Origin of the sequence: Actinokineospora terrae (genome assembly GCF_900111175.1) — a bacterium.
Classification (GTDB): Bacteria; Actinomycetota; Actinomycetes; order Mycobacteriales; family Pseudonocardiaceae; genus Actinokineospora; species Actinokineospora terrae.
The window spans coordinates 126287-149709 of the sequence record NZ_FOGI01000010.1 but is presented as its reverse complement, the minus strand read 5'-3'; the positions used below and the strand labels follow the sequence as shown (position 1 = coordinate 149709).

Genomic DNA, 23423 nt, shown 5'->3' with positions numbered 1-23423 from the left:
TTCGCAAAACGGTTTCGCGACCCAACGACGGATTATCGAGCCCGTTTCTGTGACCCCGATCACAAGAATTGGGGAGCGATTCCATGGTCCACTATGGCCGGTGCAGATTCCCTTTGGTACGAACAATTGCGCACTCGGGAACCGGTGTCCGAACGTCTCTCGCGTTTGTCGCATTCGATACTCGCGGGTAACTTGCACGTGCATCTGAATCGGCATTGACGCCCCTCGGCGATCCAGTAACACCCAAAGAGAAGTAATGGGAACACCGGACCCCGGGTAACACCCGGATCGGTCGGCGGGGAGATTCGCGCCACAACCCGGCCCGATCGGACCATCATCTGGGAAGCGTGAGAACCCGAATGTGGTCGAGGTCTCAACAACCATGTCCGAGTTCTGTCGTTTCGGCTGATCGGCAATGGGCGGCGCATTCGCGGCCGTTCGCCCTAATCGACACGTCCGGGTGATGGTGCTGGTGCGCGCGGCGGCGGCCGGGCAGGCTTCCTGCTCGACCAGCGCACCCGAGCACCGAGGAACCCGTTCCGAAGATGATCAACCTCAAGCCGCTGCCCTTCGCCAAGGTCAGGGTGACCTTCACCCTCGACCGCGACACCCCGCCAGGACCGACCAGCGTGGTCGGCTGCTTCAACGGCTGGACGCCCGGCCGCCACGTGCTGCGCGGCCGCTCCAACGGCAAGCGCTCCACCTCGGTGGTGCTCCCGGCCGGGACCGCACTGTCCTTCCGCTACCTCACCGAGGGCGGCGTGTGGTCCGACGACCCGGCCGTGCAAACCCGCGACGGACAGGGCAATCCGCGGATAACTGTTTAGGGCGGGAACCGGGGTGGGACGCGAATCCCGGTAAAACCTCGCAAACCCCCGGACACACCACAGGCCCGCGCCGAACCCGGCACGGGCCTGTCGGTCGTCCCGCCGCTCAGGCGCGGACCGGAACCGGCTCCGCCTCGACGACCGCGCCGTCGCGGCGACCGGCCAGCACGAGGAGCACAAAGGACAGCGAGGCCACCGCGGCGGCCACCGGCGGGAGCGCGACGACGCCCCACGAGTCGATCACCAGCCCGCCGACCACCCCCGAAAGTCCGACGCCGAGGTAGATCGCCGACGCGTTGATCGACAGCAGCAGGCCGCTGGTGCGCGGGGCGAGTTCGATCAGCCAGTTCTGGATCGGCGGGTTCACCGACCAGGTGCACAGGCCCCACAGGAAGAACACCACCCCGGCCGAGACCGCGGTGACCGCGGTCAGCGGGAGCGTGGCCAGGATGATCACGAACGGGGTGAACGACCACAGCAGCGGCCGCCTGCTGCCGAACCGGTCGGTCAGCCTGCCGCCCAGCACGTTGCCGATGGCCCCGCCGACGCCGTAGGACAGCAGCAACAGGCTGATCGCGCTCCCGTGCAGCCCGGCCGTGGTGGCCAGCAGCGGCGCGACGTAGGTGAAGACCGCGAACGCCGAGAGGCAGCCGAGCACGGTCATGCCGAGCACCATCCGCACGCGGCTGTCGGCCAGCACCGCGAACCGCTCCCGGACGCCCACCGCGGGCGGGGCCTCGACCAGGGGCAGCCAGAAGACGCTCACCACCGCCGCGAGCGCGGACGCGGCGGCCACGAGGGCGAAGACGCCGTGGTAGCCGATAGAGCCACCTAGCAGGCTGCCTGCGGGCACACCGACAACCAGCGCGGTGGTGAGACCGCCGAAGACCACCGCGACCGCCCTGCCGCGCCGCTCGGGCGGGTTGATGGCCGTCGCCATGGCGGTGGCGACCGGGGTGAAGACCGCGGCCCCGAGCGCGGCGACGACCCGGGCGGCGAGCAGCAGCTCGAAGGTGGGCGCCACCGCGGACAGGGCGTTGCCCAGCGCGCTGACGACCAGGGCGGCGATCACCAGCCGCTTGCGCTCCCAGCGGCCGGTGACCGCGGCCAGCAGCGGCGAGGCGATGGCGTAGGCGATGGCGAACGCGGTGACCAGCTGACCTGCCGCCGAGGTCGAGACGTGCAGCTCGCGGCCCACCTCGGGCAGCAGCCCGGAGATGACGTAGCCGCTGGTTCCCACGGTGAACGCCCCCGCCGCGAGCAGGTACGTGCGTGGTGACATGCGAGTTCCCCCTTGGCCGGGTGCCTGGTACGAGAGCGATCGTAGTACGAGATGCATCAAACTACGAGATGTCTCGTACTATGGACCGGTGCCCGAGGAACTGCCCCACCCCAGCCTGGCCGAGATCCGCATCGAGCGGGTGCTGCACGCCCTCGCCGACCCGGTCCGGCTGCACATGGTCCGCGAACTGGCCACGCTGAGCGAGGGCGTGGCGTGCGGGTCGATCGAGCTGCCCATCAGCAAGTCCACCCGCACCCACCACCTGCGCACGCTGCGCGAGGCCGGGGTGGTCTCCGTGCGGCCGAGCGGCACCGCCCGCATCACCTCGCTGCGCCGCGACGACCTGGACGCGCTGTACCCGGGCCTGCTCGAAGGCATTCTCAACGCGCCGCACTAGCCCGCGCCGAAGGTGATCCGCTCGGTGATCTCGCCGACGCGGACGTCGATCGGCTTGGTGATGGCGTCGTTGTCGACCACGTGGTGGTAGACCGCGCCCGCGACGGCCATGAGGGCCAGTCCGGGGACGTCCGCGGTCCAGGTCTGGCCGGTGTACCAGGTGAAGTGGGCCCGATCCCCGGCGGCGACGGCGAGCGCGCAGTGGGAGGTGGCGATCGTCTCGGCGACCCAGGCGGCCGGGTCGTCGGCGGCCGGGTGGACGATGATCTCGGCGTTGGCGCGCAGGCCGGGGTCCGGCTCGGCGGCGTCGACCGCCAGGACGTCCTCGCCCGCGCGGCGGTCGGGCAGGTGCGGGACGCGGGTGACGGTGACGACGTCGCTTGATTCCCTTGCGGACATCAGGAACGCGGTCGCGGGTACGGTCGCGGGATCCAGCGGACCGAAGGGTCTCGATGCGGCAGTGGCGCTGACCGCTTCGAGGTCAACGAGTTCGCGGACTTTGTCCCGGACGAGCCGCGGGGACGCGGGGGCGGTTATGGGTTCCACTGTGGACTCGTTGGCGCGCACGGCGGCGAGCAGGTCGCCGTCGATGACGTCGGGGGTCAGGGTCGCGCGGCCGAGTCCTCGCGCGTAGCGGACGGCCGGGCCTGGGTCGCCGATGACCACGTCCGCGGCGATGAGCACGGCGATCCAGTCGGACTCCGGCGACACCGCGATGAGACCGGGGGAACCGGCGCTGTCGGGGACCACCGTGGCCACCCGGAACTCGTCGAAAGGCAAGCGGGACAGCACGAGCGAGATCGCGTCCGGCCGCGCGCACCCCAGCGCGACCAGCGCCACGCCGTCCGGGACACCCAGCCGCGCGCGGAACTCCGCGCGCCTGCCCGCGGCGGCCAGCACCCTGGCCCAGGTCGGATCCCCCATCACGAAGGTCCGCCCGGCCGCCCCCGGGATGGAGGCCTCCGCGGCGGCCCGGTCCTGCTCGGTCGACACGCCGACCGCCACCGGGATGTCGTGGCTGTCGGTGATGCTCACGACCAGCCCGGGCACCTCGCCGGTGGTGTGGCAGGCGAGCACCAGGTCGAACCCGTCCGCCCGCGACCACGCCACCGTCGGCACGCCGGCAATGCGCAACACGCGCTCCACCGCGGGCGCCCCGCCCACCGCGCTCCACCGCAGCACCACATCGGGATCCGCCTCGACGGCGTGCACGACATCCCGGAGCCCCGCGAACTCCGCCAGAGCCCCCACCGCGACCAGCACCGTCGCGGGTCCACGCCTCACCACTACGCCGAAACCCCTAACCCGCTCCCCTCCGACGCCGGTTCGCGATCTTCAGATTGCCACACCACCGCGCAACCGGTGACAGAGGGCCATTCGGCGTCCGATTCCCGCCGACCGGGCGTTCTGCGGCCCAAGTGGACAGTCGGGTGCGTGGCCGTTTTCCGCGACAGCCCGCCCGCGTCGTCCTCAGTGGACCGGGAGGTGGTCTGCATTGGCGTCCGGATGGCGGGCAGTTCGGGCAAACCCCTCCGCTGATGGCATCTGCGCGGGCGGCGCGGCCCATGATGACCGCGCAGTGGCCGCGATCGCGAGGGAGCAGGCACCATCGAGAGCCGCGAGATCATCACGTCGACACCGCGGTGGCTGCGCGAGGTGGCGCGCCTGGCGGCCGAGCACGGCCGGAGCAGGACCTCGGCCGCGATCGAGCGGCTCGCGGCAGGCCGGGACCGGCCGTCCTGGCGGGTCAACGTCGTCGGCGAGCCGGGGGTGGGCAAGTCCACGCTGGTCAGCCGGGTGCTGGGGCGCGAGGGGCTGTCCGGGGTGGAGCTGCTGGAGGCGCCGTGGCAGCCGGGCGGTGCGCCGCTGGCCGCGGTCACCGACACCGACGGGGTGCTGCTGGCGGTGCCCGCCACCGGGGTCTGGGGCGCGGGGCACTCGCGGCTGCTGGAGGACGCGGTCGCCGCGCACACCACGTCGCTCGCGGTGGTCGTCACCATGCTCGACCGGCTCACCTCGGCCGAACGCGGCCGGGTGCTGACCTACATCTCCGCGCGGGTCGGCCGGATCGCGGTGCTGTCCGGTCCCGGTGCCGCGCCGGACGACCCCGCCACGGCGGCGGTGCGGGCGTTCCTGCTCGACTCGGCGCCGCCGCAGGAGCGGGCCGGGTTGCGCGCCCGCCGGATCGCCGCCCGGCTCGCCGACCAGTGCACCGCGATGGCCACCAGCGCGGGCGAGACCATCGCCGACGCCCGGAGAGTGCACAGTGGACAGTCCATCGACCGCAGGTCGAGCCGGGCGCGGACCTGGGAACTGCTGCGGGTGCAGCTCTCGGACCGGCAACTGGCGCTGATCGGCCGCATCGGCGAACACCTGCGCGCCGACCGGGCCGCGGTCCTGTCCCGCCTCACCGCCGACCTCGCCCGCGTCGGCGACGAGCGGACCTGGTGGGACACCCACCTGCCCAACCGGCTGCGCGCGGAGCTGATGGACCAGGCCATGCGCGCCGAACACCACATCCTCACCGGCATCACCACCGACGCCGACTGGCTGGCAGGCCAACTCTCCGACCCCAGTCCCTGGCGCCCACCCCACACCCTCATCCTCCGCGTCGACCCACCGCCCACCCCGGACACCCTCGCCAAGGTCACCACCCCCACCGAGGACATCGCCATCCCCCTCCCCACCCGCCCCTCCGGCCTCCCCCGCGCCGTCGAGGACACCACCGCCACCTTGATCAACCAGATCTGGCGCCTACTGGCCTCGGCCTACGAACCCCTCTTCACCCACCTGGCCGAACGCCAAGCCCACTGGGAATCCGAAGAACCCCCCACCCCAACCCCCACCACCGACTGGCACACCCTCGCCAAATCAGCGACGGCTCTGGCAGGCACCATCAACGCCGCCCTACGCAACCCGTTCTAGCCCTCACCACACGCACTCGACGGCCTGTTCGGTGCCGGCGAGTCGGGCGACGCCCGCTACGTCGGTTACCACCACTCGGCGGTAGCGGGTTTCCACGAGGCCTTCGGTGCGGAACTGGCGTAGGACGCGTTGTACCGAGGGGACCGAGGTGCCCGCCAGGGCGGCGAGTTCGGCCTGGCTCAGTTGGACCGGGATGGCGGTGGCGGTCTGGTGCCGCAGGTCCTTCTCCAGGAGTTCGGCCAGGACGCACGCGACCCTGCGGCGGACGGCGTAGCCTGCGAACTCGGTGAGTCGCCGGGTCACCCAGCGGTGCTTCTCGGAGACGGCGCGCAGGACGGCGCGCAACGCGGGCCCGTGCTGGGTGAGGAAGGCGAGGAAGTCCTCGCGGTCGATGCGGCGGACCACGCCCGGGCCGCAGGCGCGGACGGACACGGTGCGGGGGCGGCCCTCGAACGCGGCGAGCTCGCCGACCAGGTCACCGCCGGACCGCACGGCGATGAGCGCCTCGTCGCCGCTGGGCCGGTTGGCGTGGACCTTGAACCACCCGAGCAGCAACAGGTACACGTGCGTCGCCGGATCCCCCGCCCGCAACAACCGGTCGCCGTCGCGCACCCGGATGGACTGCCCGAGCCCCAGCAACTCCCGCCGAACCCGCTCGTCGAGACCGCCGAGCAAACTCGCCGGAGGCCACCGGCTCGCAGTGGTCATCAGCCCACCGTTCCCTGGTCGCACCAGTGTCGCCCCACTGTCCCACCAGGTCCCGCCCCCGTACACCAAACACCCCCACGTCCCCTGAACGGCGCACAGTCCACAAACACCATCCCGCACCGGTGCGGAGTTCCACGCCGTTGTGGGCCACCCGAGTGAACCCCCGTGACGGCGAAGCCCCTCCCAGCCTCTTACCCACATCAGCCGAACGGAGCGAAGACCATGACCGAGGTGCTAGTCCTAACAGCAGGCGGCTTGGTCACCACCGCCCTACGCCTGTGGTGACAAGCCAGACGCGATCACCGCAGACAACACACCCTGCGCACCCTGACCGAACGCCTCCCCCACACCGCCACCCTCGACCTAACCGACACCCGCGACGACGGCAGCAGCCTCCACATCCGCGTCACCCCACCCCGATGAGCAGACACCCAGATCCGCGTACGCGGCCACCCAACCCCGTACCTGGTCCGCTGAGTGGCTTCCCGCGCCTTCTTCCGCCATCGGGTGAACCAAGCCCGAGACCCCGACGGACCCACTGCCGCACTCCCCCTTGCTGCGCACAGGTGACACCGAGGGCTGGGAACTCGCCCTGACCCGCCTGCTCACCGCGGACAACTCGCCCGGTTCCTCGCCATCACCCGCGACATCACCCTGGCAAGAGCGGCCTGGCCGGTCCACCTGGCTGGGTACGTCCACGACCACTCCGAGCAGATCGGCGCCGACCTGTTCCGCGTCCGCCCCAAGGGGATCACCACCGATCTGACCGTCCGGTGACCCCCGCCACCCAGTAGTTGCGTTCCACAACCAACCTCCTTATAGTTGGCTATCCCAACCACTACAGGAGGCGGTCATGGTCGCCGGGGTGACAGCCAGTGGGTTGATCGAGGCGTTCCGGGCGATCGTGCGAGCTGGCCGTGGGTTCAAGCAGGAGGAGCAGCGGTCGGCCGCTGCCCTGCTGGCCTTCCTCGACCACGCGGGTGAGCAGCGGCTTGGGCAGTTGGCCTGTGGGCTGGCGGTCGATCCGTCCGTGGTCAGCAGGCAGGTCGTCGGGCTGGTTCGCGATGGGCTGGTCAAGCGGCGGCCGGATCCGGAGGACGGTAGGGCGGGGCTGCTCTCCCTGACCGACGAAGGCGTCGACTGGCTCCGAGGACACCGCGACAAGGAGGCCCAGCGGCTGCTCGCGGCACTCGACCGCTGGTCCGAGGACGACGCGGCGACTCTCCTGTCCCTGTTGCGCAGGCTCGAAGACGACGTGCGCGCCCTGTCCACCCAGGAGTCCCCCCGTGCCCACTGAGTCCACAGCACTCCCGACCGGAACCGGAGCCGAGGCGAGCGGCCGGATGGACCACCGCCGGGTGATCGAGGCGTTGACCGGTCTGCTGCTGGCCATGCTGACCGCGTTCCTGTCCTCCACCATCGTGTCCAACGCGCTGCCGACGATCATCCGAGACCTGCACGGCTCGCAGCGGCAGTACACCTGGGTGATCACCGCCGCGCTGCTGGCGTCCACCGCGAGCACCCCGATCTGGGGCAAGCTGTCGGACCTGGTCAGCAAGAAGCTGCTGGTGCAGCTGGCCATCGGCGTGTTCACCGCCGGTTCCGTGCTGGCGGGCTTCGCGCAGTCGATGGACGTCCTGATCGTCTGGCGCGTCGTGCAGGGCCTCGGGCTCGGCGGCCTGCAGTCGCTGGTCGTCATCGTGATCGCGGCGATGATCAGCCCCAGGGAGCGCGGCCGGTACTCCGGTCCGATCGCGGCGGTCATGTCGGTGGCGACGGTCGCGGGTCCGCTGCTGGGCGGGGTCATCGTCGACACGAGCCGGCTGGGGTGGCGGTGGTGCTTCTTCGTGTGCGTGCCGCTGGCGGTGGTCTCGGCGCTGGTCGTGCAGCGGACGTTGAACCTGCCCGTCGTGCGGCGCAGGGTGCGGATCGACTACTGGGGCGCCGCGCTGATCACCGCCGGGGTGAGCGTCCTGCTGATCTGGGTGACGCTCGCGGGCGGCGAGTTCGCCTGGGGTTCGGGCACGTCGTTCGCGCTGGCCGGTGCCGGCGTGGTGCTGCTGGCGCTGGCGGTGTGGGTGGAGTCGCGGGCGGTCGAGCCGATCATCCCGTTGCGCCTGTTCGCCGACCGCACCACCGCGTTGGCCACGGTCGCCGGCATCGCGGTCGGCACGGCCCTGTTCGGCGGCGCGGTGTTCCTCGGCCAGTACTTCCAGATCGCCAGGGGCTACTCGCCGACCGCGGCGGGCCTGCTGACCCTGCCGATGATCATCGGGTCGGTGCTCTCATCCACCCTGTCCGGCATCCTGATCACCCGCCTCGGCCGGTGGAAGGCGTTCCTGGTGGTCGGCTCGGCGCTGATGGTCGCGGGCTTCGGCCTGCTCGGCACGATCGACCACACCACGGACATGGTGCTGCTCGGCGCCTTCCTGTTCGTCCTCGGCGTCGGCATGGGGATGACCATGCAGAACCTGGTCCTGGCCGTGCAGAACACCGTCGCCCCCGCCGACCTGGGCGCGGCGAGTTCCACGGTCGCCTTCTTCCGCTCGCTCGGCGGCACGGTCGGCGTGTCCGTCCTCGGCGCGGTCCTCGCCAGCCGGGTGGGCACCCTGACCACGCAGGGCCTGGCCGATGCGGGCATCCCCGTTGGCTCCGGCGGCGCGGGCATCGGCTCGCTGGACCAGCTCCCGCCCGTCGTGGCCACCATCGTCCGCACCGCTTACGGCGACGCGACGGCGACGATCCTGCTGGTGGCGGCGGTGTTGTCCCTCGCGACGGTGGTCTGCGTGGCCGCCATCAGGGAGGTCCCGCTCCGCACCCAGTCCGGCACGCAGCGCCTGGCCGAGGAACGAGCCGCCGCCTGAGCCGAAACGCCGCCGCTCCCGGCACCGATCTAGCCTTGTGATCATTGCCCGGTGACAGGGAGCGGCGAGCGAGCGGATGACCATGACGCGGCACCTGCTCGTCGTCGCCACCCGGTGCGGGGCGGTCGGGCAGCCGGATGCCCTGGAGCGGGCCGCGTCGACCCTGCACGCCGCGCTGACCGACCCGGTGCTCAAGGCGATGTCCGGGCCGCCGGTGGCCTCGTTCGCGGACCCGGCCGACGCCCGCAGGCAAGTGATGACCGCGGCCAGGACCGCGAGCAGGGCGGGGGCCAGGCTCGTGTTGGCCGTCCTGGGGTCAGCGAGCGGCACACAGTACGTCACCGCCACCGGCGCCACGGTCGACCTGCGGCAACTGCTCCAGGACTGCGCCGAGGTCGTTCCCCTGACCGCGCTGCTGGACCTGCACGGCGCCGCGCACCCCGTCACCGTCAACGGCGGCACCGTCCTCACCGCGGCGACGCACGACCTCCGCGCCACCTTCGCCCTCAGCGCCGTGATCACCGCGGGTGACCCGGCCGGTGACGAGCACATCGCCGTGGACCCCGCGCTGGCCGCGACAATCGGTGCCACCCTCACCGGCGACCCCGTTCCCCTCGTGCCCAACCGGGTCTGGGTCCCGCACCTGCTCGGCGAGGTGATCGGACCGCTCGGCCGCGCCACAGTGGACCGGTTGCTCCACGCCTGGGGCGAGTTCCCGGTGCCGCCGGTCTGGACGCGCGAGCGGTTCGACGAACTGCGCGCGGCGGCCGAGTCGGCGCCGGACACCCTGGGCACGCGGCGGATCCTGCACACCCACTCCGCCTTGTTCTACGCCGTGCGGGCCGCCGAGTGCGCGCGTGAGCTGGACCTGTCGACGGACGCGATCCGCGCGGCGGCAACGGCGGTCGGGGTGACCGGCGACGGGTCCGGATCGGGTCTGCTGGTGCGGGTTCTGGAGGACGCTGCGCTCAACGGATCGGCGCGGGGCAAACCGAAGGCCGCGGTCGCACGGTTGCTGGTGGCTTTAGCCAAGGCAGTCGGCGCGGATGGCGAGCACCCGGCGTTGCGGACTTGGGCGGCGGATGCGCACGCGGAACCGGAGTTGCGGGACGCGGTGACCGAGGTGCACGTCCCGCTGGCGGGGCGCAAGGAGTTGCGGCTGGTGGTGAGCCTTGCCGCCGAGGCGCCGCTGTGGCCGGACGCGGTGGAGGCGTACCTGCTGCGGCCCGGCCAGAGCCCGACCCCGCAGACGGTGTTCGAGTCGGACCGGACCCAGGCGGGCGCCGAGGCCGCGATCGGGCAGGCGCTGGCGTGGGCGGACGGGCGGCTGCGGCCGGGTGAGCGGCTGCGCCACCTGGACCTGGCCGCGCCCGCGCACCTGCTGGCCACCTGGTACCCGGAGCGCAGCAGGCCGGGCCGGTTCTTCCTCGGCGCCCGCCACCAGGTGCTGACCCAGTGGACCGGCTGGCTCGACCCGACGACCTACCGCGCCGACCTGCACGACAACGCCCACGACGTGCTGCACCGGGTGGGCGCGGCGGCCGGGGTGCCGCTGGACCCGCTGGGTGTCGACGCGCTCGGCGACCTGGACGTGCTCGACGAGCGGCTGGCCAACAGCGAGTTCACCCGGGCCATCGCCATCGACCACCGGCCCGCCGACCTGGCCGCGGTGCTGGACCTGCTGCTGCCGTACTGCCCGATCCTGCTGTGGCCGCGGGAGGAGAGCGAGGGCTGGCTGCCCGCGTTGTACGAGCGGTGGGGGTCGCTGCCGGAGGGCCTCGCGTCGGCGTACCGCGACGGGTCCCCGCTGCGCTGCCTGCGGTCGGTGTGGCACGACGAGGACTGGCTGGTGTTCGGCCGACGCCTGGCCAGGCGCGAGATGAACCCCCCGACGGCGAACTGAGAGGTGGACATGACCTGGGCGCGGTACTACCGGGGTGACGGCGAGCAGCGGCGCGAGGTGCTGCCCGCCCCACCGCCGTGGCGGACCTTCCCGCGCCGGTCACCGCACGCGCGGTTCCAGCCGCCGCCGGGACTGGTGGAGGCGGTGAACGCGGCGGTGCTGCTGCGCAGGCCGCTGCTGGTGTCCGGGACGGCGGGGTCGGGCAAGTCGACGATCATCGAGCAGGTCGCGCACGAGCTGGACCTGGGCCAGGTGCTGCGCTGGCACATCACCTCCCGCAGCACCCTGCGCGACGCGCTCTACCGCTACGACGCCCTGGGTCGAGTGCACGCGCAGAACCTGCGCCGGGAGGGCATCGACCACGGCGTGGACGACATCGCCGAGTTCCTGCGGCTCGGTCCACTCGGGACGGCCCTGCTGCCCTCGGTCCGGCCACGGGCGTTGCTGATCGACGAGATCGACAAGAGCGACCTCGACCTGCCCAGCGATCTGCTGGACGTGTTGGAGCGCGGCGAGTTCGAGATCCCGGAGCTGACCCGGCACGCGGTGGACGAGGTCGCGGTGCGGCACTGGGAGAGCACCGAGACGAGCGTGGTGTCCGCGGGCAAGGTCGCCTGCACCGAGTTCCCGTTCATCGTCCTGACGAGCAACGACGAACGCGACTTCCCACCCGCGTTCCTGCGGCGCTGCGTGCGGTTCACGATGCCCAAGCCCGGGGTGGTGGAGCTGCGCCGGATCGTCGCCGCGCACCTGGACGTGGACCCGTTGAGCCAGCCGGTGTCGGAGCTGGTCGAGGCCTTCGCGCAACGCTTGGCGGACAACGACGTCCTCGCCGTGGACCAACTGCTCAACGTCATCCACGTGGTCACGGGTCCAGGCGGCGCGGACACGGAAAGCCTGCGAAACCTGCTACTGCGATCGCTGAACCATGGCTGACCCGACCACTGTGGCCGCTGAGTCATGACCGACGCGCTGGCGGGAGTGGTTGCGGCCATCTCGGCCGCGGTGCCGGAACTGGATGTCTGGGCGGTGGCGGACGCGATGTGGCTGGCGGGGCAGGTTGTGTTGCCGCCGGTCGAGCCGGTGGTCGTGCCGCCGCGGGCTCCGGTTGTCACGCCGCCGGTCGTTCCCGAGCCCGCGCGCGTCGACCCGCCCGCGCCCGTCGAGCGGCGGCCAGTGGTGGAGCGGACGTCGTCGAGCCTGGAGCGCAGGCAGGGCAAGCCCGCGACCGTGCCGGTGACCCGCGCGTCGGTGGACCTGTTGGCCATGGGGCGCGCGCTGCGGCCGTTCCTCAAGCCGTGGCGCGCCGGCGTGCGTAACCGGTTGGATGTGGACGCGACCGTCGAACGCTATGCGGCGGAAGGGATCCTGGTGCCGGTGGTCGCGCCGGAGCCGGAGCGCTGGTTCGACGTGGTGGTGGTCGTCGACACCAGCACCACGATGTCGGTGTGGCACGACGACGTGTCGGCGTTCGTGGCCCTGTTGCGCCGGATGGGCGCGTTCCGACAGGTCCGGGTCTGGCAGCTCGCCCCGGCCACCGCGGCGGTGCGCGACGACGACGGTCCGATCACGTCGCTCCCCCGGCGCCTGCGCACCCCCGGTTCCCGCCGCCTGGTCATGTTCCTGTCGGACTTCACCGCCCCGGAATGGCGCTCCGGTCCACTGTGGAACCTGGTGCGCTCTGCGGCGGCCACCACTCCCACGGTCATCATCGACCCACTGCCGCAACGACTCTGGCGCCATTCCGCCCTCAACCAACGCCGCGTTCGGACCCACGCCCTCACACCTGGCCGCCTCACCACCGGCGTCCCCACCGTGTCGTTGACCCCGGCCTCGATCGCCCGCTGGTCGCACACCCTCATGCGCGGCGCCCACCCGGGCTGCGACGCCATCCTCGTGGACTCCCCGGTCCGCCCCAGCATCCCCGCGACGATCACCGAGGTCGCCGAGTCCTTCCTGCACACCGCCACACCGGCCGCCGTCCGCCTGGCCGTGCTCTGCTCCCACTTCAGCCGCTTCGGCCTGCCGCTGCTGCACTTGATCCGGCACACCATGGTCCCCGACGCGGGCCTGTCGGACATCGCCGAGTTCCTCTCCAGCGGCCTGCTCACGGTCATCACCCCCGACCCCCGCTACCCCGTCCTCGCCTTCCGCCTCGCCGCCGCCCCCCTGATCCAGACCCACCTGACCCACCAGGACGCCTGGGACCTGGTCGAAACCCTGACCGCCCACATAGCCACCCAGACCCCCACCCCCTCCGGCGTCTCGGCCCTGATCCTGGACCCCGCCGCCCGCGCCACCCTCCCCGCCGAGTCCCAGCAATTCGCCACCGCCGCCACCGACCTCCTGAACACCCTCGACGCAGCGGACCCCATCGCCACCCCGACGACCAGGCTGGTGGACGACGCCCAGGCCAGAGTCGTCGCTGTCGGCGACCGCACCGCCCTGCTCATCACCTCACGTCTGGCCTTGCTCCTCGCTGCGAGCGAGAAGCTCCCGGACCAGGTGGAGATCGGCGTCATCGGGGAATCCGCCACGACCACGGGCACAGTCGTCTGGCACTCCGGGCGCCTGGCCCTGCTCACCACCACCGAGGACGTCGTCCCCGACCTCCCGCCGGTCCGCTGGGGCACACCGGTCACCGGGGGCGCCGAGGGCGAGCACAAGGTCATCGGCCGCTCCCTGGCCCCGTCCCGCCTGGTGTGGACCACCACCCTCCCCTTCACCGACCCCCTCACCGTCGAATACCCCCGCCACATCCGCGACGCCAACGGCTACACCTTCTCCGGTGGCGCGATCGTCTTCCACGAGGGCTTGGTCGTGGGCGTGATCCCCACCCTCACCCCACAAAGCCCCGCCCACCACGCCGTTGTCACTACCCGAACCCTGTTGGACCGCGAGAACTTCCGCGAAGTAGTGGCCGCCCACGCGGGCGCGTGCTTCCCAGAACCCTTGGAACTGGCCGAGTTCTCCACCCCACCCCCCACCCTCCCCACCTTCGGCCACGTCCTCACCCCCGCCCCCCTCCTCAACCCCGCCCTGGGCGCCTTCCCCACCCCCACCGAACAGCCTTGGCTGGACACCTTCGACACGCTCCTCACGAGCAACGCGGTCCTGAACTTCGCCAACCCCGATCTCCCCGCACACCCCACTCTCACCGCCCGCCTCGCCAACGGTCTCCCTGCCGAGTGGACAGTCGCCTGGCTCGACTGGCCCCACCTCGCCACCCTCGCCCTCTCCCCACACGACCCAGTGTTGATCATCTGCGCCGACCCGCCCCCGGACGCCACAATCCCGCTCCCACAGGGCGGAACTCACCTTCTCCTGCTCTCCGAGCACCCGCTCCCCTCCGCCGCGATCTCGGTGATCACCCCCGTCGTCACCGGCGCCACCGATGTCCCCCTGCGGCGAACCGGCCGGCTCGTGCGGGGAATCCAAGTGAGGGTCGCCGAACTAGCGCGCGATCTCGAGCATGCCCACCGCAACCCACCAGGCGATATCAACGCGCTGCTGCGCCACGAGGTGGACCTGTGGCAGATCGTCCACCGGCTTCCGCTCGACGACGCGGCGAAGCTCGTTCTGCTGAGCCCCGCCACCCGTGCCCACGCGTTGGAGTTGGTCAACAAAGAGGCTGTGGTCGACGCAATCGCCCGGTTCTACCCGTCCGGGCACCACTTCATCTCCGCACCGGACTTCCTCCGGCGCGGTTGTCTCGGCGTATTCGGGCAGACGAGTCCCGGCCATCTCCTCCGGTCCACGACCACCGAGGACCGGATCCGGCTCGTGCTGCTCCTGGACAAGGCAAGCGGCGGAGGCGAGTTCACCGAGCTCATCGGTCTCCTGGTGCGTGACAGGGAGATGGCCGAACTCATCCTCGTGCTGGCCCCATCCCTCACGAACTCGGACACCTTCGTCGAAGCTCTGCCAAGGGGCATGGCACAGGGCAGGCGCAACCGGTTGCTCAAGCTGTTGCCGGACTACAGCGAGGTGTTGGCTGACTTCGCGGTCGAACTCACCCGGGCCGTGACCAGGGGCGACGCGGCCATGATGATCCGGCTGAACCGGGCGGGCAGGTACGGGGAGGCCATCCACATCGGTACCACCCCCCTCCTCGACGTCACCATGGCCAACGAACTCGCCGTCGCCTACTACGCCGAGGAGCATCTCAAGCAGGCCGAACAGGCGGCGAAGTACGCGGCCACCACGTACGAGACGAACCGCGGTCGCGACCGGTTGTCCTGGCACAACCACGCGGTCGCCCTGAACAACCACGCCATGGCCCTCTTGGCCTTGGCCCGCCCGGATCAGGCGCTGCGGGCCATCAGTGACAGTTTCATGGTGGGCAACGACAGCTACGACGTCCGCAGCTTCTCCACCACGTTGATCAATGCCGCGATGATCGAGTACGCGACCGGCAAGCGCAGGGCTGTCGTCGACAGGGCCAGGACAGCGTTGGACAACGCCCTTGAGCTATCCGCCGCGAATCCTGACGCGCATCGCACCCACCTGGCCCACGTCCAGACCATCATCGCCCGACTATCCCTTTCGGACGATCCAGCCCTCGACCTGGCGCAGCAGGCGGTCGAGACCCTGCGCGCCTCCAGGCTGTGCGGTCCAGCCACACTCGCCCACAGTCTGACCATCCTCTCCCTGACCCACTGCGCCACCGGCAACCTCGACGCCGCGCTGCAAGCAGCCGAGGAAGCCGTATCACTGGCATCGAGCCAGCCCAGGGCCACCACCACGGCCGAGGCGTTCGAGGCGCGAGCCGCGGTGCAGCGGGAGATGGGCAGGCTGATGAGCGCGGACGACTGCCACCGCACGTCCATCGCGATCTACCGCAGCCTCCTGCCCAACCGGCCCGAACTCCGCTCGGACCTGGCCACCTGCCTCAACAACCACGGCATCACCCTCGACCTCATGGCCGACACCCCCGGCGCCATCACCGTCCACACCGAAGCGGCAACCCTCTTCCGCGAGCTGGCCGACGAGAACCGCGGCGCCTACCGCGTCGAGCTGGCCATCTGCCTGGCCAACCTCGCCCTCGCGTACGGCCCGTCCCAGCAAGCTCACACCGCCGCCGGAGAGGCGTTGGCGATCTTCCAGAACCTCGCCCGCCACGACCCGGGGCACGCCAAGGCCCTGGAGCGCACCGAGAGGATCTACGAGTACGTGCGCCAGTCAGACCCCGGCGACGGAACCGCCGGGGTCTGACTGGTCACAGTGGACTGTTAGACGGGGATGTGGTTGGCGAACAGCAGCAGGTTCGGGGAACCCGCGCCGGGGCTCAGCACCACGCCGGGGGTGGCGTTGGCGGTCAGCGAGGTCGCCGTCTGCCACGCGGAGTCACCGGGGAAGCGTTGGCGCCACATGGCGGCGGTGCCGGTGACGTGCGGGGCGGCCATGGAGGTGCCGCTCATCGTGGTGTAGGCGTTGTCGGCGGTGTGGTGGGCGGAGTAGATGTTGCGGCCGGGGGCGAACAGGTCGACGCAGGGGCCGTAGTTGGAGAACGTCGAGCGCGTGTCGTTGGGGTCGGTGGAACCGACTGTGGTCGCGGCCGGGACGCTGGCCGGGGAGTAGGCGCAGGCGTTGGCGTTGGAGTTGCCCGCGGCGACGGAGTAGTGGACGTTGCCCGCGGAGATGGAGTTGGTGACGGCGGTGTTGAGCGGCGGGAAGTTGAGGCCGCCGAGGCTCATGTTCGCGACGCCCTTGCGGCCGGTGAGGATGGCGTCGTTGGTGACCCAGTCGACGCCCGCGATGACGCCGCCGCCGGTGCCGCTGCCCGCGCAGTTGAGCACGCGCACCGAGACCAGCTGGACCTGCTTGGCCACGCCGACGGTCTTTCCGCCGACGGTGCCCGCGACGTGCGTGCCGTGGCCGTGGCAGTCGTTGCCGGGCGGGAAGACACCGCCGACGGTGTCGATGCCGTAGATCGCGCGGCCGCCGAACTCCTGGTGGGTGTAGCGGATCCCGGTGTCGATGATGTAGGCGTAGACGTTCGGCGCGGTCTGCGGGTAGTGGTACTTGGTGTCCAGCGGCAGCGAGCGCTGGTCGATCCGGTTGAGCCCCCACGACGGCGGCGCGGTCTGCACGCCGAGTGCCTGGGTGGAGAACTCCTGGTCCTGCGCGATGTACTCGAACGCGGTGTCGGTCGAGAGCTGGCGCGCCTGCTCGACGCTGGCCTTGACCTGGAAGCCGCGCAGCGCCGTGTAGTACGAGTTCTGCACGGTCACGCCGTACTTCTGCGTCGCCTCGGTGGCGCGCCGCTTCACCACGTCCGGCGACGCCTGCTGGTCGGCGAGTACCGCGATGTAGGTGTCCGGCACGGCGGTGGGGGTGTCGGCGAACAGGATCTGCGCGGGCTTGGTGGCGGGCGCGGGCGCGGCGGCGACGGGCACCGCTCCGCCGAACCCGGCGACCACGACGACTGTGCCCGCCAACAGCGCGAAGCGCCGGGACACCTTCCTGAACCTGGCGTTCATTGCGTGAAGCCTCCACTGGAGCAGGGAATGACAGGGAGGCTGAGCACACCGCACCGGGGTTGTGGTTCGGTTGCGACCCGCGCGTAGCCGACATTCGGCGCAACCACGCCCCGGACCGGACGGGCTCACCCACTGGTGGTGCCCGCCCGGCCGACTGCGTCATCCGCCGTAGGCGCGGATCACTGTCTGCTCAACCTCGTTCCCCTCTCGGTCGATCGCCTTGGCCCGCAACGACACGAACGCAGTACCGGCGGGCCGCACAACCGATCCCACGCCGTCCACAACCGGTACGTCCACCCAGGTGATCCCGTCGTTGAACGAGGCGGACAACGTCAGCTGGGTCAGCGTCACCCTGCCCAACTGCGGCTGCCGCCCCACGCTCACGCCGACCTGCGTCGTGCGGCCGACCGCGTGGTTGCGCGGATCCAGCCCGACCGGCGCGAACCGGACGGCCAGCAGCGGCAGGATCGCCCCGCCCTTGCGCGATTGCGGCTGCGGGCGCACGGAGGTGAACGACCACGACGTCTGCACGCGCGGCGACAGCGCGGCGCTGCGCTCGACCGTCGCGTCGATCCGGTAGCGAGCGGCCTGTTCCGGCACGTCCCACACCCCCTGACCCGGCTCGGTCGAGGTGCCGATGAGCTCACCCTCGCGGTACAGCGAGGTCTGCGCCGAGTCCACAAGTGACGCACCGACCCGATCCGCCGAATCGGTCAGCATCGGCACCCCGATGGAGATGGTGTCGTTCACCCGAACGGCCAGGCCGTCCTTGGGCAGCGCGGGCCCGAACGCGGCCGTGTTCCACTCTTCGCGGTAGGTCTGCCCCGGGGTCCGCTTGACGACATCACCCGAGGACACCGACTCGGTGATCACCTGGCCTTTGACCACCCGCCACTGCTGGAACTCCGCCGACCAGTCCTCGCCGCTCGCGCCGTGGAACTCGGTCCTGGTCAGCGGCAGCGTGATCGGCAGCCCGTAGCCGGACCCGGTCTGGAACTCGGGTTCGGACACCAGCCACAGCTTGGTGCCGCTTCGCTTGGTCTGGACCTGCCGGTAGGTCGTTTCCACCCGGGCGAGCGAGGCGTCGGCCACGTGCCGGGTGAACCCGTCCGGCAGCGCGCCGCCCTGGAACCAGGCGAGGTTGTAGGTGACCGGCGCGCCCTCGACACCGCCCGCGGCGTCCGGCACGTAGAACGCGCCGCCGACATCGGCCACGACATCGGGGATGGGGCCGCCGCGCTGGGTGGTGAAGATCCGCTCGAAGGTGTCGCCGAGCACGCCCGCGTACAGGGTGCCCCACGGCAGTCGACGGCCGTAGCCGGTGCCGACCACCCGGGAGCGCACGTCGGCCCGGTCGAAGTCGATCACGATCGGTTTCGCGTCCGCCGCGGTCAGCTCGACCGTCGTGTCGGCCGACACCGCCACGTTCGGCTCCACGACCTTGCGCGAGGTGACCCGGCCGTCCCCGGTCGGCGCGGAGATGACGGTGTCGAGGTGGTAGGTGCCCTTGCGGACCCGGACCTTGCCCTCGCCACCGACCGTCCAGATCGGACGGTACCGGTTCGCGCTCACCCCGAACAGCAGGCTGAAGTTGCTGTCGGACCGCTCGCCGGAAGCGTTGACGGTGTGCACCGTGAGGTCGTAGCTCTCCGGCTCCCGGTCGACCGCGACCGGCGTCGTGATCCGCTCCACGCCGCCCTCGGCGACGACCCACGCGCTGTGGACCGTGTCCGACGCCTCGACCTTGGTGTCGACGGTGATCTCGACCTCGGAACGTCCCCGAGCGGACACGGTCACCTCGGTGGCCGACAACCGGAACATCCCCGCGGGCGCGCCGCCCGCCAGCGACAGCCGCAGCACCAGCGGGACCGCCGCGGTGTTCACATAGGACAGCTTCTTGGTGATCGCCTGGTCGTCGTTGTGCGGCCACGTCTGCCTGCCGATCGACACCGCGGGCGGGTCGGTGACGCCGACCTGGTCGACCGCCCTGCCGATGTCGACGCGGCCCGCGCCCTGGTCGAACGCGGTCGGCCCGTCCAGCCGCTTGGCCGATCCCATGAGCGCGGCCTTGATCTGGCGCGGCGCCCAGTCCGGGTGGCGCTGCACCATGATCGCGGCCGATCCGGCGACGTGCGGGGTGGCCATGGAGGTGCCGCTGAGCGCGGTGTAGCGGTCCTTCTTCGTGCCCAGGTTGGAGTACTTCGACCGCGCGGCGACGATGTTCAGGCCGGGCGCGGAGATCTCCGGCTTGAGCGCGGCGTCACCCACGCGCGGGCCGCGGGAGGAGAAGCCCGCGAACTGGTCGGACTTGTCGGTCGCGCCCACCGCGAGGGCGGCGTCCGCGCTGGCGGGCGAGGCGACGGTCTCCGCGCCGTAGCCGCCGTCGTTGCCCGCGGCGATCACGAACAACGCCTTGTCGCTCAACCGGTTGACCGCGGCCTCCAGCGGGTCGAGGTCCGCGGTGTCGGTGCCGCCCAGGCTCAGGTTCACGACCTTGGCGCCGGAGTCGACGGCCCACTGCATGCCCGCGAGGATGGCGGACTCGGCGCAGCCCCGCCCGCCGCACACCTTGCCGATCAACAGCTTGGCCTCCGGCGCGACGCCGACGTACTTGCCCGCCGACACCGAGCCGGTGCCCGCGAGCGTGGAGGCGACGTGGGTGCCGTGCCCGTCCGCGTCGGCCAGTTCGCCGCCCTCACCGGTGAAGTCGCGGCTGGCCTGGATGCTCTTGCGCACATCTGCGTGCGTGCCGTCGATCCCGGTGTCGAGCACGGCGACCGGCACGCCCTTGCCGGTCCACCCGGCGCCCCACGCCCCGCGCGCGCCGATCAGCGGAACGCTCACGTCCAGGCTCGGTTTGCGCACCCCGTCCAGCCACACCTTCCCCGCGGCTCGGCTCTGGCTCAGCTGCGTCCAGTACGCGCCCACCTCGGCCTTGGGTACCCGCACCGCCTTGGCATCCACACTGGACAGTGCCATGCCGGTGCCGGGCGCGGCGGCGGGCGCGATCAGGGGAAGGTCGGCCCGGTCCTCGTCCCCGTAACCGTCGCGCAGCAGGGTGGCGACGTCGAACAGCCGCCGGTCCACCCGGCCCGCCTGCAGGGGCGCCCACGCGTCGGACGGGACGACCGACAGGTCGTCGCCGGTTCCGGCGGTGGCGAACTGGATGCCGACCCGCCCGGGCCCCGGCTCGACGGCGGGTACGAGCCGCCTGCCGACCTTGTGCAGGGTCACGTGGTCGCCCGTGATGAGGGTGAGCGATCCGAGGTAGGTGGGCCGCTGCGCGTCCGTGCTCGCATGTGCGGCGGGAACAGCAAGACCGAGCAGCGCGGACGCTGTCACGGTCAGGAGGACCAGGGCTGGGCGCATCTCCCAAACCAACTCGACGCCCGACGACACCGTCTAGGGTCCTTTCGTAGGCTGCCATTCCCACCTCCGGTCCGGTTTTGCCTGACAGGGTTCTAAGCGGAGGTGCGCGACACTTGCCACATGCTGATGGGAATCTGGCGCGATGCCCGTCCTGTGGAGCGTTTGTCCTATGCGCTGGGGGCTGCGCTGTTCGCTGGTGGGCTGGTGCACGTCGTGGTCCTGTTGGTGACAGGGTGGACGTGGATGGGGCCTTTGTCCCTGCGCAAGGCAGCGACGTTTGGCCTGTCGTTCGGACTCACCCTTGTCACGGTCGCTTGGGCTACCTCGTTTGTGGCGATGCGCGCTCGCAGGCTGCTCTTAGGGCTGTTCGCGGGGGCGAGCGCGGGTGAGGTCGTATTGGTCAGCATGCAGGCATGGCGGGGTGTTCCGTCGCATTTCAACTTCGAGACCGGGTTCGACACGGCTGTCTCGATGACCCTCGCGGCCGGTGGCGGGGTGCTCATCCTGACCACGATCGCTTTCACGGTGGCGGCGGTTGCCGGAACCAGACAGTCCACGCCCGCGATGCGCGTTGCCATCCGGTTCGGTCTCATCGCTTTATTGGTGGCGTTGGCGGCGGGGGCGGCCATGATCGCGCGCGGGGTGATCGCCAGTCGGAGCGGGGATCCACAGCTCGCGTATACGACTGCGGGTGCGTTGAAGCCTCTCCACGCGGTCGCGATGCACGCGATCCTGGTGGTCCCTGTGGTGGCGTGGCTCTTGGACCGCTCGGCTGTGCGGGCTGACCTTGGTTTGAAGTTGGTGTGGTCGACCGTTGTGGCCTACGCGGCACTTATCGCGCTCGTCGCTGTCGAGTCCATCACCGGGGTGTCACCGCTGGCGCCACCTGTTGCCGCTGCCATCGCATCCGTTGTGGCTGTCGTGGTCTTGGCGGCTGTGGGGATGTTCGCGTTGCTCGAAGGGGTCAGGCGGCGACGAGTTCGGTGACCTTGGTCTTCCGCGTGGTCAGTGCGGCGTAGGCGGCGAGGAGTACGGCGACGGCGAGCAACGTCCAGGCCGCAGTGGTCTGGTTGGCCAGGACGTCGTTCTGCCATCCCAGTGCCAGTCGGCCATAGAACCCGGCACCCAACGCAGTATCCCGCCACAACAACACGACGCCGGTCAGACCGTAGGCAGCGGCGACGAGCAGCACAGGGCCACGGCTAACGCGGGCGAACAGCACCAACCCCGTCGCTAGAGACGCCCCGAGGATGACCAACCGGGCCCAGTGAAGTCCCGCGGCGGAGTCGTACAGTCCGAGCGCGTAGGTCACCAGCGGGATCGCTGCGGCGAACTGGGCGGCGATGATCGGGCGGGGCAACCAGACCGCGACAGGTCCGATCAACGCTCTGGGCTTACCTCGGGCCAACAGCGCGGGTACGGCTAGACCGACGATCAACTGCACGCCGATGTGCGCGGAGAACAGGGCCGGTTCGTACTTCCCGAGCCCCGAACTGGTAGCCACGAGCAACAGCGCACACCCGGCCAGCCACGAGGCCGTGCGCTCCGCCGGCCACGGTTCGGTCCTACGCCGCAGTCGGTCGAGGTACCAGACAGCGGCAACGACGGCAGCCGACCCGAAGACCAGGTCGAAGCGCCAGTCCAGGACGACCCTGACCACGCTGAGCGGCTCCGGCAGTGGGAACCCGATCAGCACCTCAGTGGCCGACAGTTTCCGACGCTCGCCGATAGGTCCAGGTGTCCGGCTCAGTCCTACCGCGAGACCGATCGTCGCCAGCATAAGAAGGATCTCGACCGCACCCAACTGCAAGAGCGCACGCGGACGTCCCGCATCGACTAGGCGCAGGGTCCGGGTGCGGTGGAGGTAGCCGAAGAAGCCGAGGAGCAGCGCGGCGGCCGTCTTGGCCACCACGAGCAGGCCGTACTGCCTGCCCAGGTCACCCAGCGACAACCGCAGCGACGCGTTCACCACGCCGGTCACGACCACGATGAACCAGCAGCCCAGCGCCACGGCCGAGTACATCCGCGCGGCCGTGGCGGCGTAAGAGCGGTTGAGCAGGACTAGAAGCGCGACGAGCCCGCCGACCCACAACGACATCGCGACCACGTGCAGCATGAGGCTGTCGCTGGCGATGTCGTGGTCACCACCGGCCGATGAGTGACCTGTCAGAGCTACCGGCGCCACACCGACGAGAGACAGCACCAACAGTGGCAAGGGCTTCAACTGGAGCCGAACACCCACCCAGACCAACGCGGCCAGGTTCGCCACTACGAGCCAGGCGAGCGCGACGGACAGACGCCCTACCGCAGGCCCTAGCAGCGGAAGCACACCAGTCACGGTCTGCCCCAGCGCGTCCGCGACAGTCAGCACCACCATCGCGGCGGCCAGCGCCGCCCACCACCCCGCGAAGGTCCCGGCCAGGCGCGTGGCCCGCCCGGAGTCCCGCTGCGGCATGAGAACGGCGGCGGCCAGCAGCGCGCCGACGACCAGCACCGCCGCGACCTCGGCCAGGACCCGGACCGAGGGCAGCCCGTACCGCACGACCGCGCCGGGGTCGGGCAGCCCGAGCACCGGCACGGGCGCCAGCGCGGCGATCCCGGCGGCGACCACCGCCCCGGTGACAGCGCCGATGCCGACCAGCGGCGTGAGCCTGCTGCGTTCCATCA

General features: G+C 71.0%; 15 protein-coding genes. 9 read left to right on the top strand and 6 right to left on the bottom strand.

What is annotated here, in order from left to right:
* The first annotated feature begins 545 nt into the window (after window positions 1-545).
* Complete coding sequence (locus tag BMY07_RS23455) at window positions 546-827, top strand: early set domain-containing protein (protein ID WP_092782685.1); 282 nt, start codon at window positions 546-548, stop codon at window positions 825-827.
* A 106-nt stretch (window positions 828-933) separates the two neighbouring features.
* Here the strand turns inward: BMY07_RS23455 and BMY07_RS23450 are convergent, their stop codons facing one another.
* A complete protein-coding gene (locus tag BMY07_RS23450) occupies window positions 934-2109 on the bottom strand; it encodes an MFS transporter (protein WP_092782681.1) in 1176 nt (391 codons plus the stop codon).
* Window positions 2110-2197: 88 nt separating this feature from the next.
* On the opposite strand from BMY07_RS23450, the gene BMY07_RS23445 reads away from it, so the two are divergent.
* Window positions 2198-2506: an ArsR/SmtB family transcription factor gene (locus BMY07_RS23445; RefSeq protein WP_245782596.1), complete on the top strand. Its 309-nt coding sequence runs from the start codon at window positions 2198-2200 to the stop codon at window positions 2504-2506.
* On the opposite strand, the gene BMY07_RS23440 is transcribed toward BMY07_RS23445, so the two are convergent.
* Window positions 2503-3789 (bottom strand): hypothetical protein, encoded by a 1287-nt coding sequence (locus BMY07_RS23440; protein WP_143073607.1) that lies wholly within the window; start codon window positions 3787-3789, stop codon window positions 2503-2505. The two genes, BMY07_RS23445 and BMY07_RS23440, sit on opposite strands and share 4 nt — an antisense overlap.
* Before the next feature lie 372 nt (window positions 3790-4161).
* Between BMY07_RS23440 and BMY07_RS23435 the strand changes: the two genes are divergently transcribed.
* Entirely contained in the window at window positions 4162-5430 is a 1269-nt protein-coding gene (locus BMY07_RS23435) for a hypothetical protein (protein ID WP_092782672.1), read from the top strand.
* Window positions 5431-5433: 3 nt separating this feature from the next.
* Here the strand turns inward: BMY07_RS23435 and BMY07_RS23430 are convergent, their stop codons facing one another.
* Window positions 5434-6138: a Crp/Fnr family transcriptional regulator gene (locus tag BMY07_RS23430; RefSeq protein ID WP_177215731.1), complete on the bottom strand. Its 705-nt coding sequence runs from the start codon at window positions 6136-6138 to the stop codon at window positions 5434-5436.
* Between the two features lie 865 nt (window positions 6139-7003).
* On the opposite strand from BMY07_RS23430, the gene BMY07_RS23425 reads away from it, so the two are divergent.
* The 5 genes from BMY07_RS23425 to BMY07_RS35925 all read left to right on the top strand — a co-directional run bounded on the left by BMY07_RS23425 (window position 7004) and on the right by BMY07_RS35925 (window position 16119).
* Entirely contained in the window at window positions 7004-7435 is a 432-nt protein-coding gene (locus BMY07_RS23425) for a MarR family winged helix-turn-helix transcriptional regulator (RefSeq protein WP_177215730.1), read from the top strand.
* Entirely contained in the window at window positions 7425-9002 is a 1578-nt protein-coding gene (locus BMY07_RS23420) for an MFS transporter (protein ID WP_342741556.1), read from the top strand. Before BMY07_RS23425 ends, BMY07_RS23420 begins: the two co-directional genes overlap by 11 nt.
* Before the next feature lie 76 nt (window positions 9003-9078).
* Entirely contained in the window at window positions 9079-10905 is a 1827-nt protein-coding gene (locus tag BMY07_RS23415; protein ID WP_092782660.1) for a vWA-MoxR associated conflict system protein, read from the top strand.
* Between the two features lie 9 nt (window positions 10906-10914).
* Window positions 10915-11841 (top strand): AAA family ATPase, encoded by a 927-nt coding sequence (locus BMY07_RS23410; RefSeq protein WP_092782657.1) that lies wholly within the window; start codon window positions 10915-10917, stop codon window positions 11839-11841.
* Window positions 11842-11865: 24 nt separating this feature from the next.
* The gene (locus BMY07_RS35925; protein ID WP_143073606.1) at window positions 11866-16119 is read left to right on the top strand and encodes a tetratricopeptide repeat protein; all 4254 of its coding nucleotides are present in this window, start codon (window positions 11866-11868) and stop codon (window positions 16117-16119) included.
* A gap of 17 nt (window positions 16120-16136) precedes the next feature.
* Here BMY07_RS35925 and BMY07_RS23400 read toward each other — a convergent pair whose 3' ends face one another.
* A complete protein-coding gene (locus tag BMY07_RS23400; RefSeq protein WP_092782654.1) occupies window positions 16137-17387 on the bottom strand; it encodes a S8 family peptidase in 1251 nt (416 codons plus the stop codon).
* Window positions 17388-17546: 159 nt separating this feature from the next.
* On the bottom strand, window positions 17547-20756 hold the full coding sequence (locus BMY07_RS23395) for a S8 family serine peptidase (protein ID WP_143073605.1): 3210 nt from the start codon (window positions 20754-20756) through the stop codon (window positions 17547-17549).
* Between the two features lie 120 nt (window positions 20757-20876).
* Between BMY07_RS23395 and BMY07_RS23390 the strand changes: the two genes are divergently transcribed.
* On the top strand, window positions 20877-21743 hold the full coding sequence (locus BMY07_RS23390) for a hypothetical protein (RefSeq protein ID WP_092782648.1): 867 nt from the start codon (window positions 20877-20879) through the stop codon (window positions 21741-21743).
* Here BMY07_RS23390 and BMY07_RS23385 read toward each other — a convergent pair.
* Window positions 21721-23421: a bifunctional copper resistance protein CopD/cytochrome c oxidase assembly protein gene (locus BMY07_RS23385; RefSeq protein ID WP_092782645.1), complete on the bottom strand. Its 1701-nt coding sequence runs from the start codon at window positions 23419-23421 to the stop codon at window positions 21721-21723. The two genes, BMY07_RS23390 and BMY07_RS23385, sit on opposite strands and share 23 nt — an antisense overlap.
* Between the last annotated feature and the right edge of the window lie 2 nt (window positions 23422-23423).

Coding starts and splice junctions, on each gene's coding strand:
- BMY07_RS23455 (WP_092782685.1), top strand. CDS start 546: ATGATCAACCTCAAGCCGCTGCCCTTCGCCAAGGTCAGGGTGACCTTC.
- BMY07_RS23450 (WP_092782681.1), bottom strand. CDS start 2,109: ATGTCACCACGCACGTACCTGCTCGCGGCGGGGGCGTTCACCGTGGGA.
- BMY07_RS23430 (WP_177215731.1), bottom strand. CDS start 6,138: ATGACCACTGCGAGCCGGTGGCCTCCGGCGAGTTTGCTCGGCGGTCTC.
- BMY07_RS23415 (WP_092782660.1), top strand. CDS start 9,079: ATGACCATGACGCGGCACCTGCTCGTCGTCGCCACCCGGTGCGGGGCG.
- BMY07_RS23410 (WP_092782657.1), top strand. CDS start 10,915: ATGACCTGGGCGCGGTACTACCGGGGTGACGGCGAGCAGCGGCGCGAG.
- BMY07_RS35925 (WP_143073606.1), top strand. CDS start 11,866: ATGACCGACGCGCTGGCGGGAGTGGTTGCGGCCATCTCGGCCGCGGTG.
- BMY07_RS23400 (WP_092782654.1), bottom strand. CDS start 17,387: ATGAACGCCAGGTTCAGGAAGGTGTCCCGGCGCTTCGCGCTGTTGGCG.
- BMY07_RS23395 (WP_143073605.1), bottom strand. CDS start 20,756: ATGCGCCCAGCCCTGGTCCTCCTGACCGTGACAGCGTCCGCGCTGCTC.
- BMY07_RS23390 (WP_092782648.1), top strand. CDS start 20,877: ATGCTGATGGGAATCTGGCGCGATGCCCGTCCTGTGGAGCGTTTGTCC.
- BMY07_RS23385 (WP_092782645.1), bottom strand. CDS start 23,421: ATGGAACGCAGCAGGCTCACGCCGCTGGTCGGCATCGGCGCTGTCACC.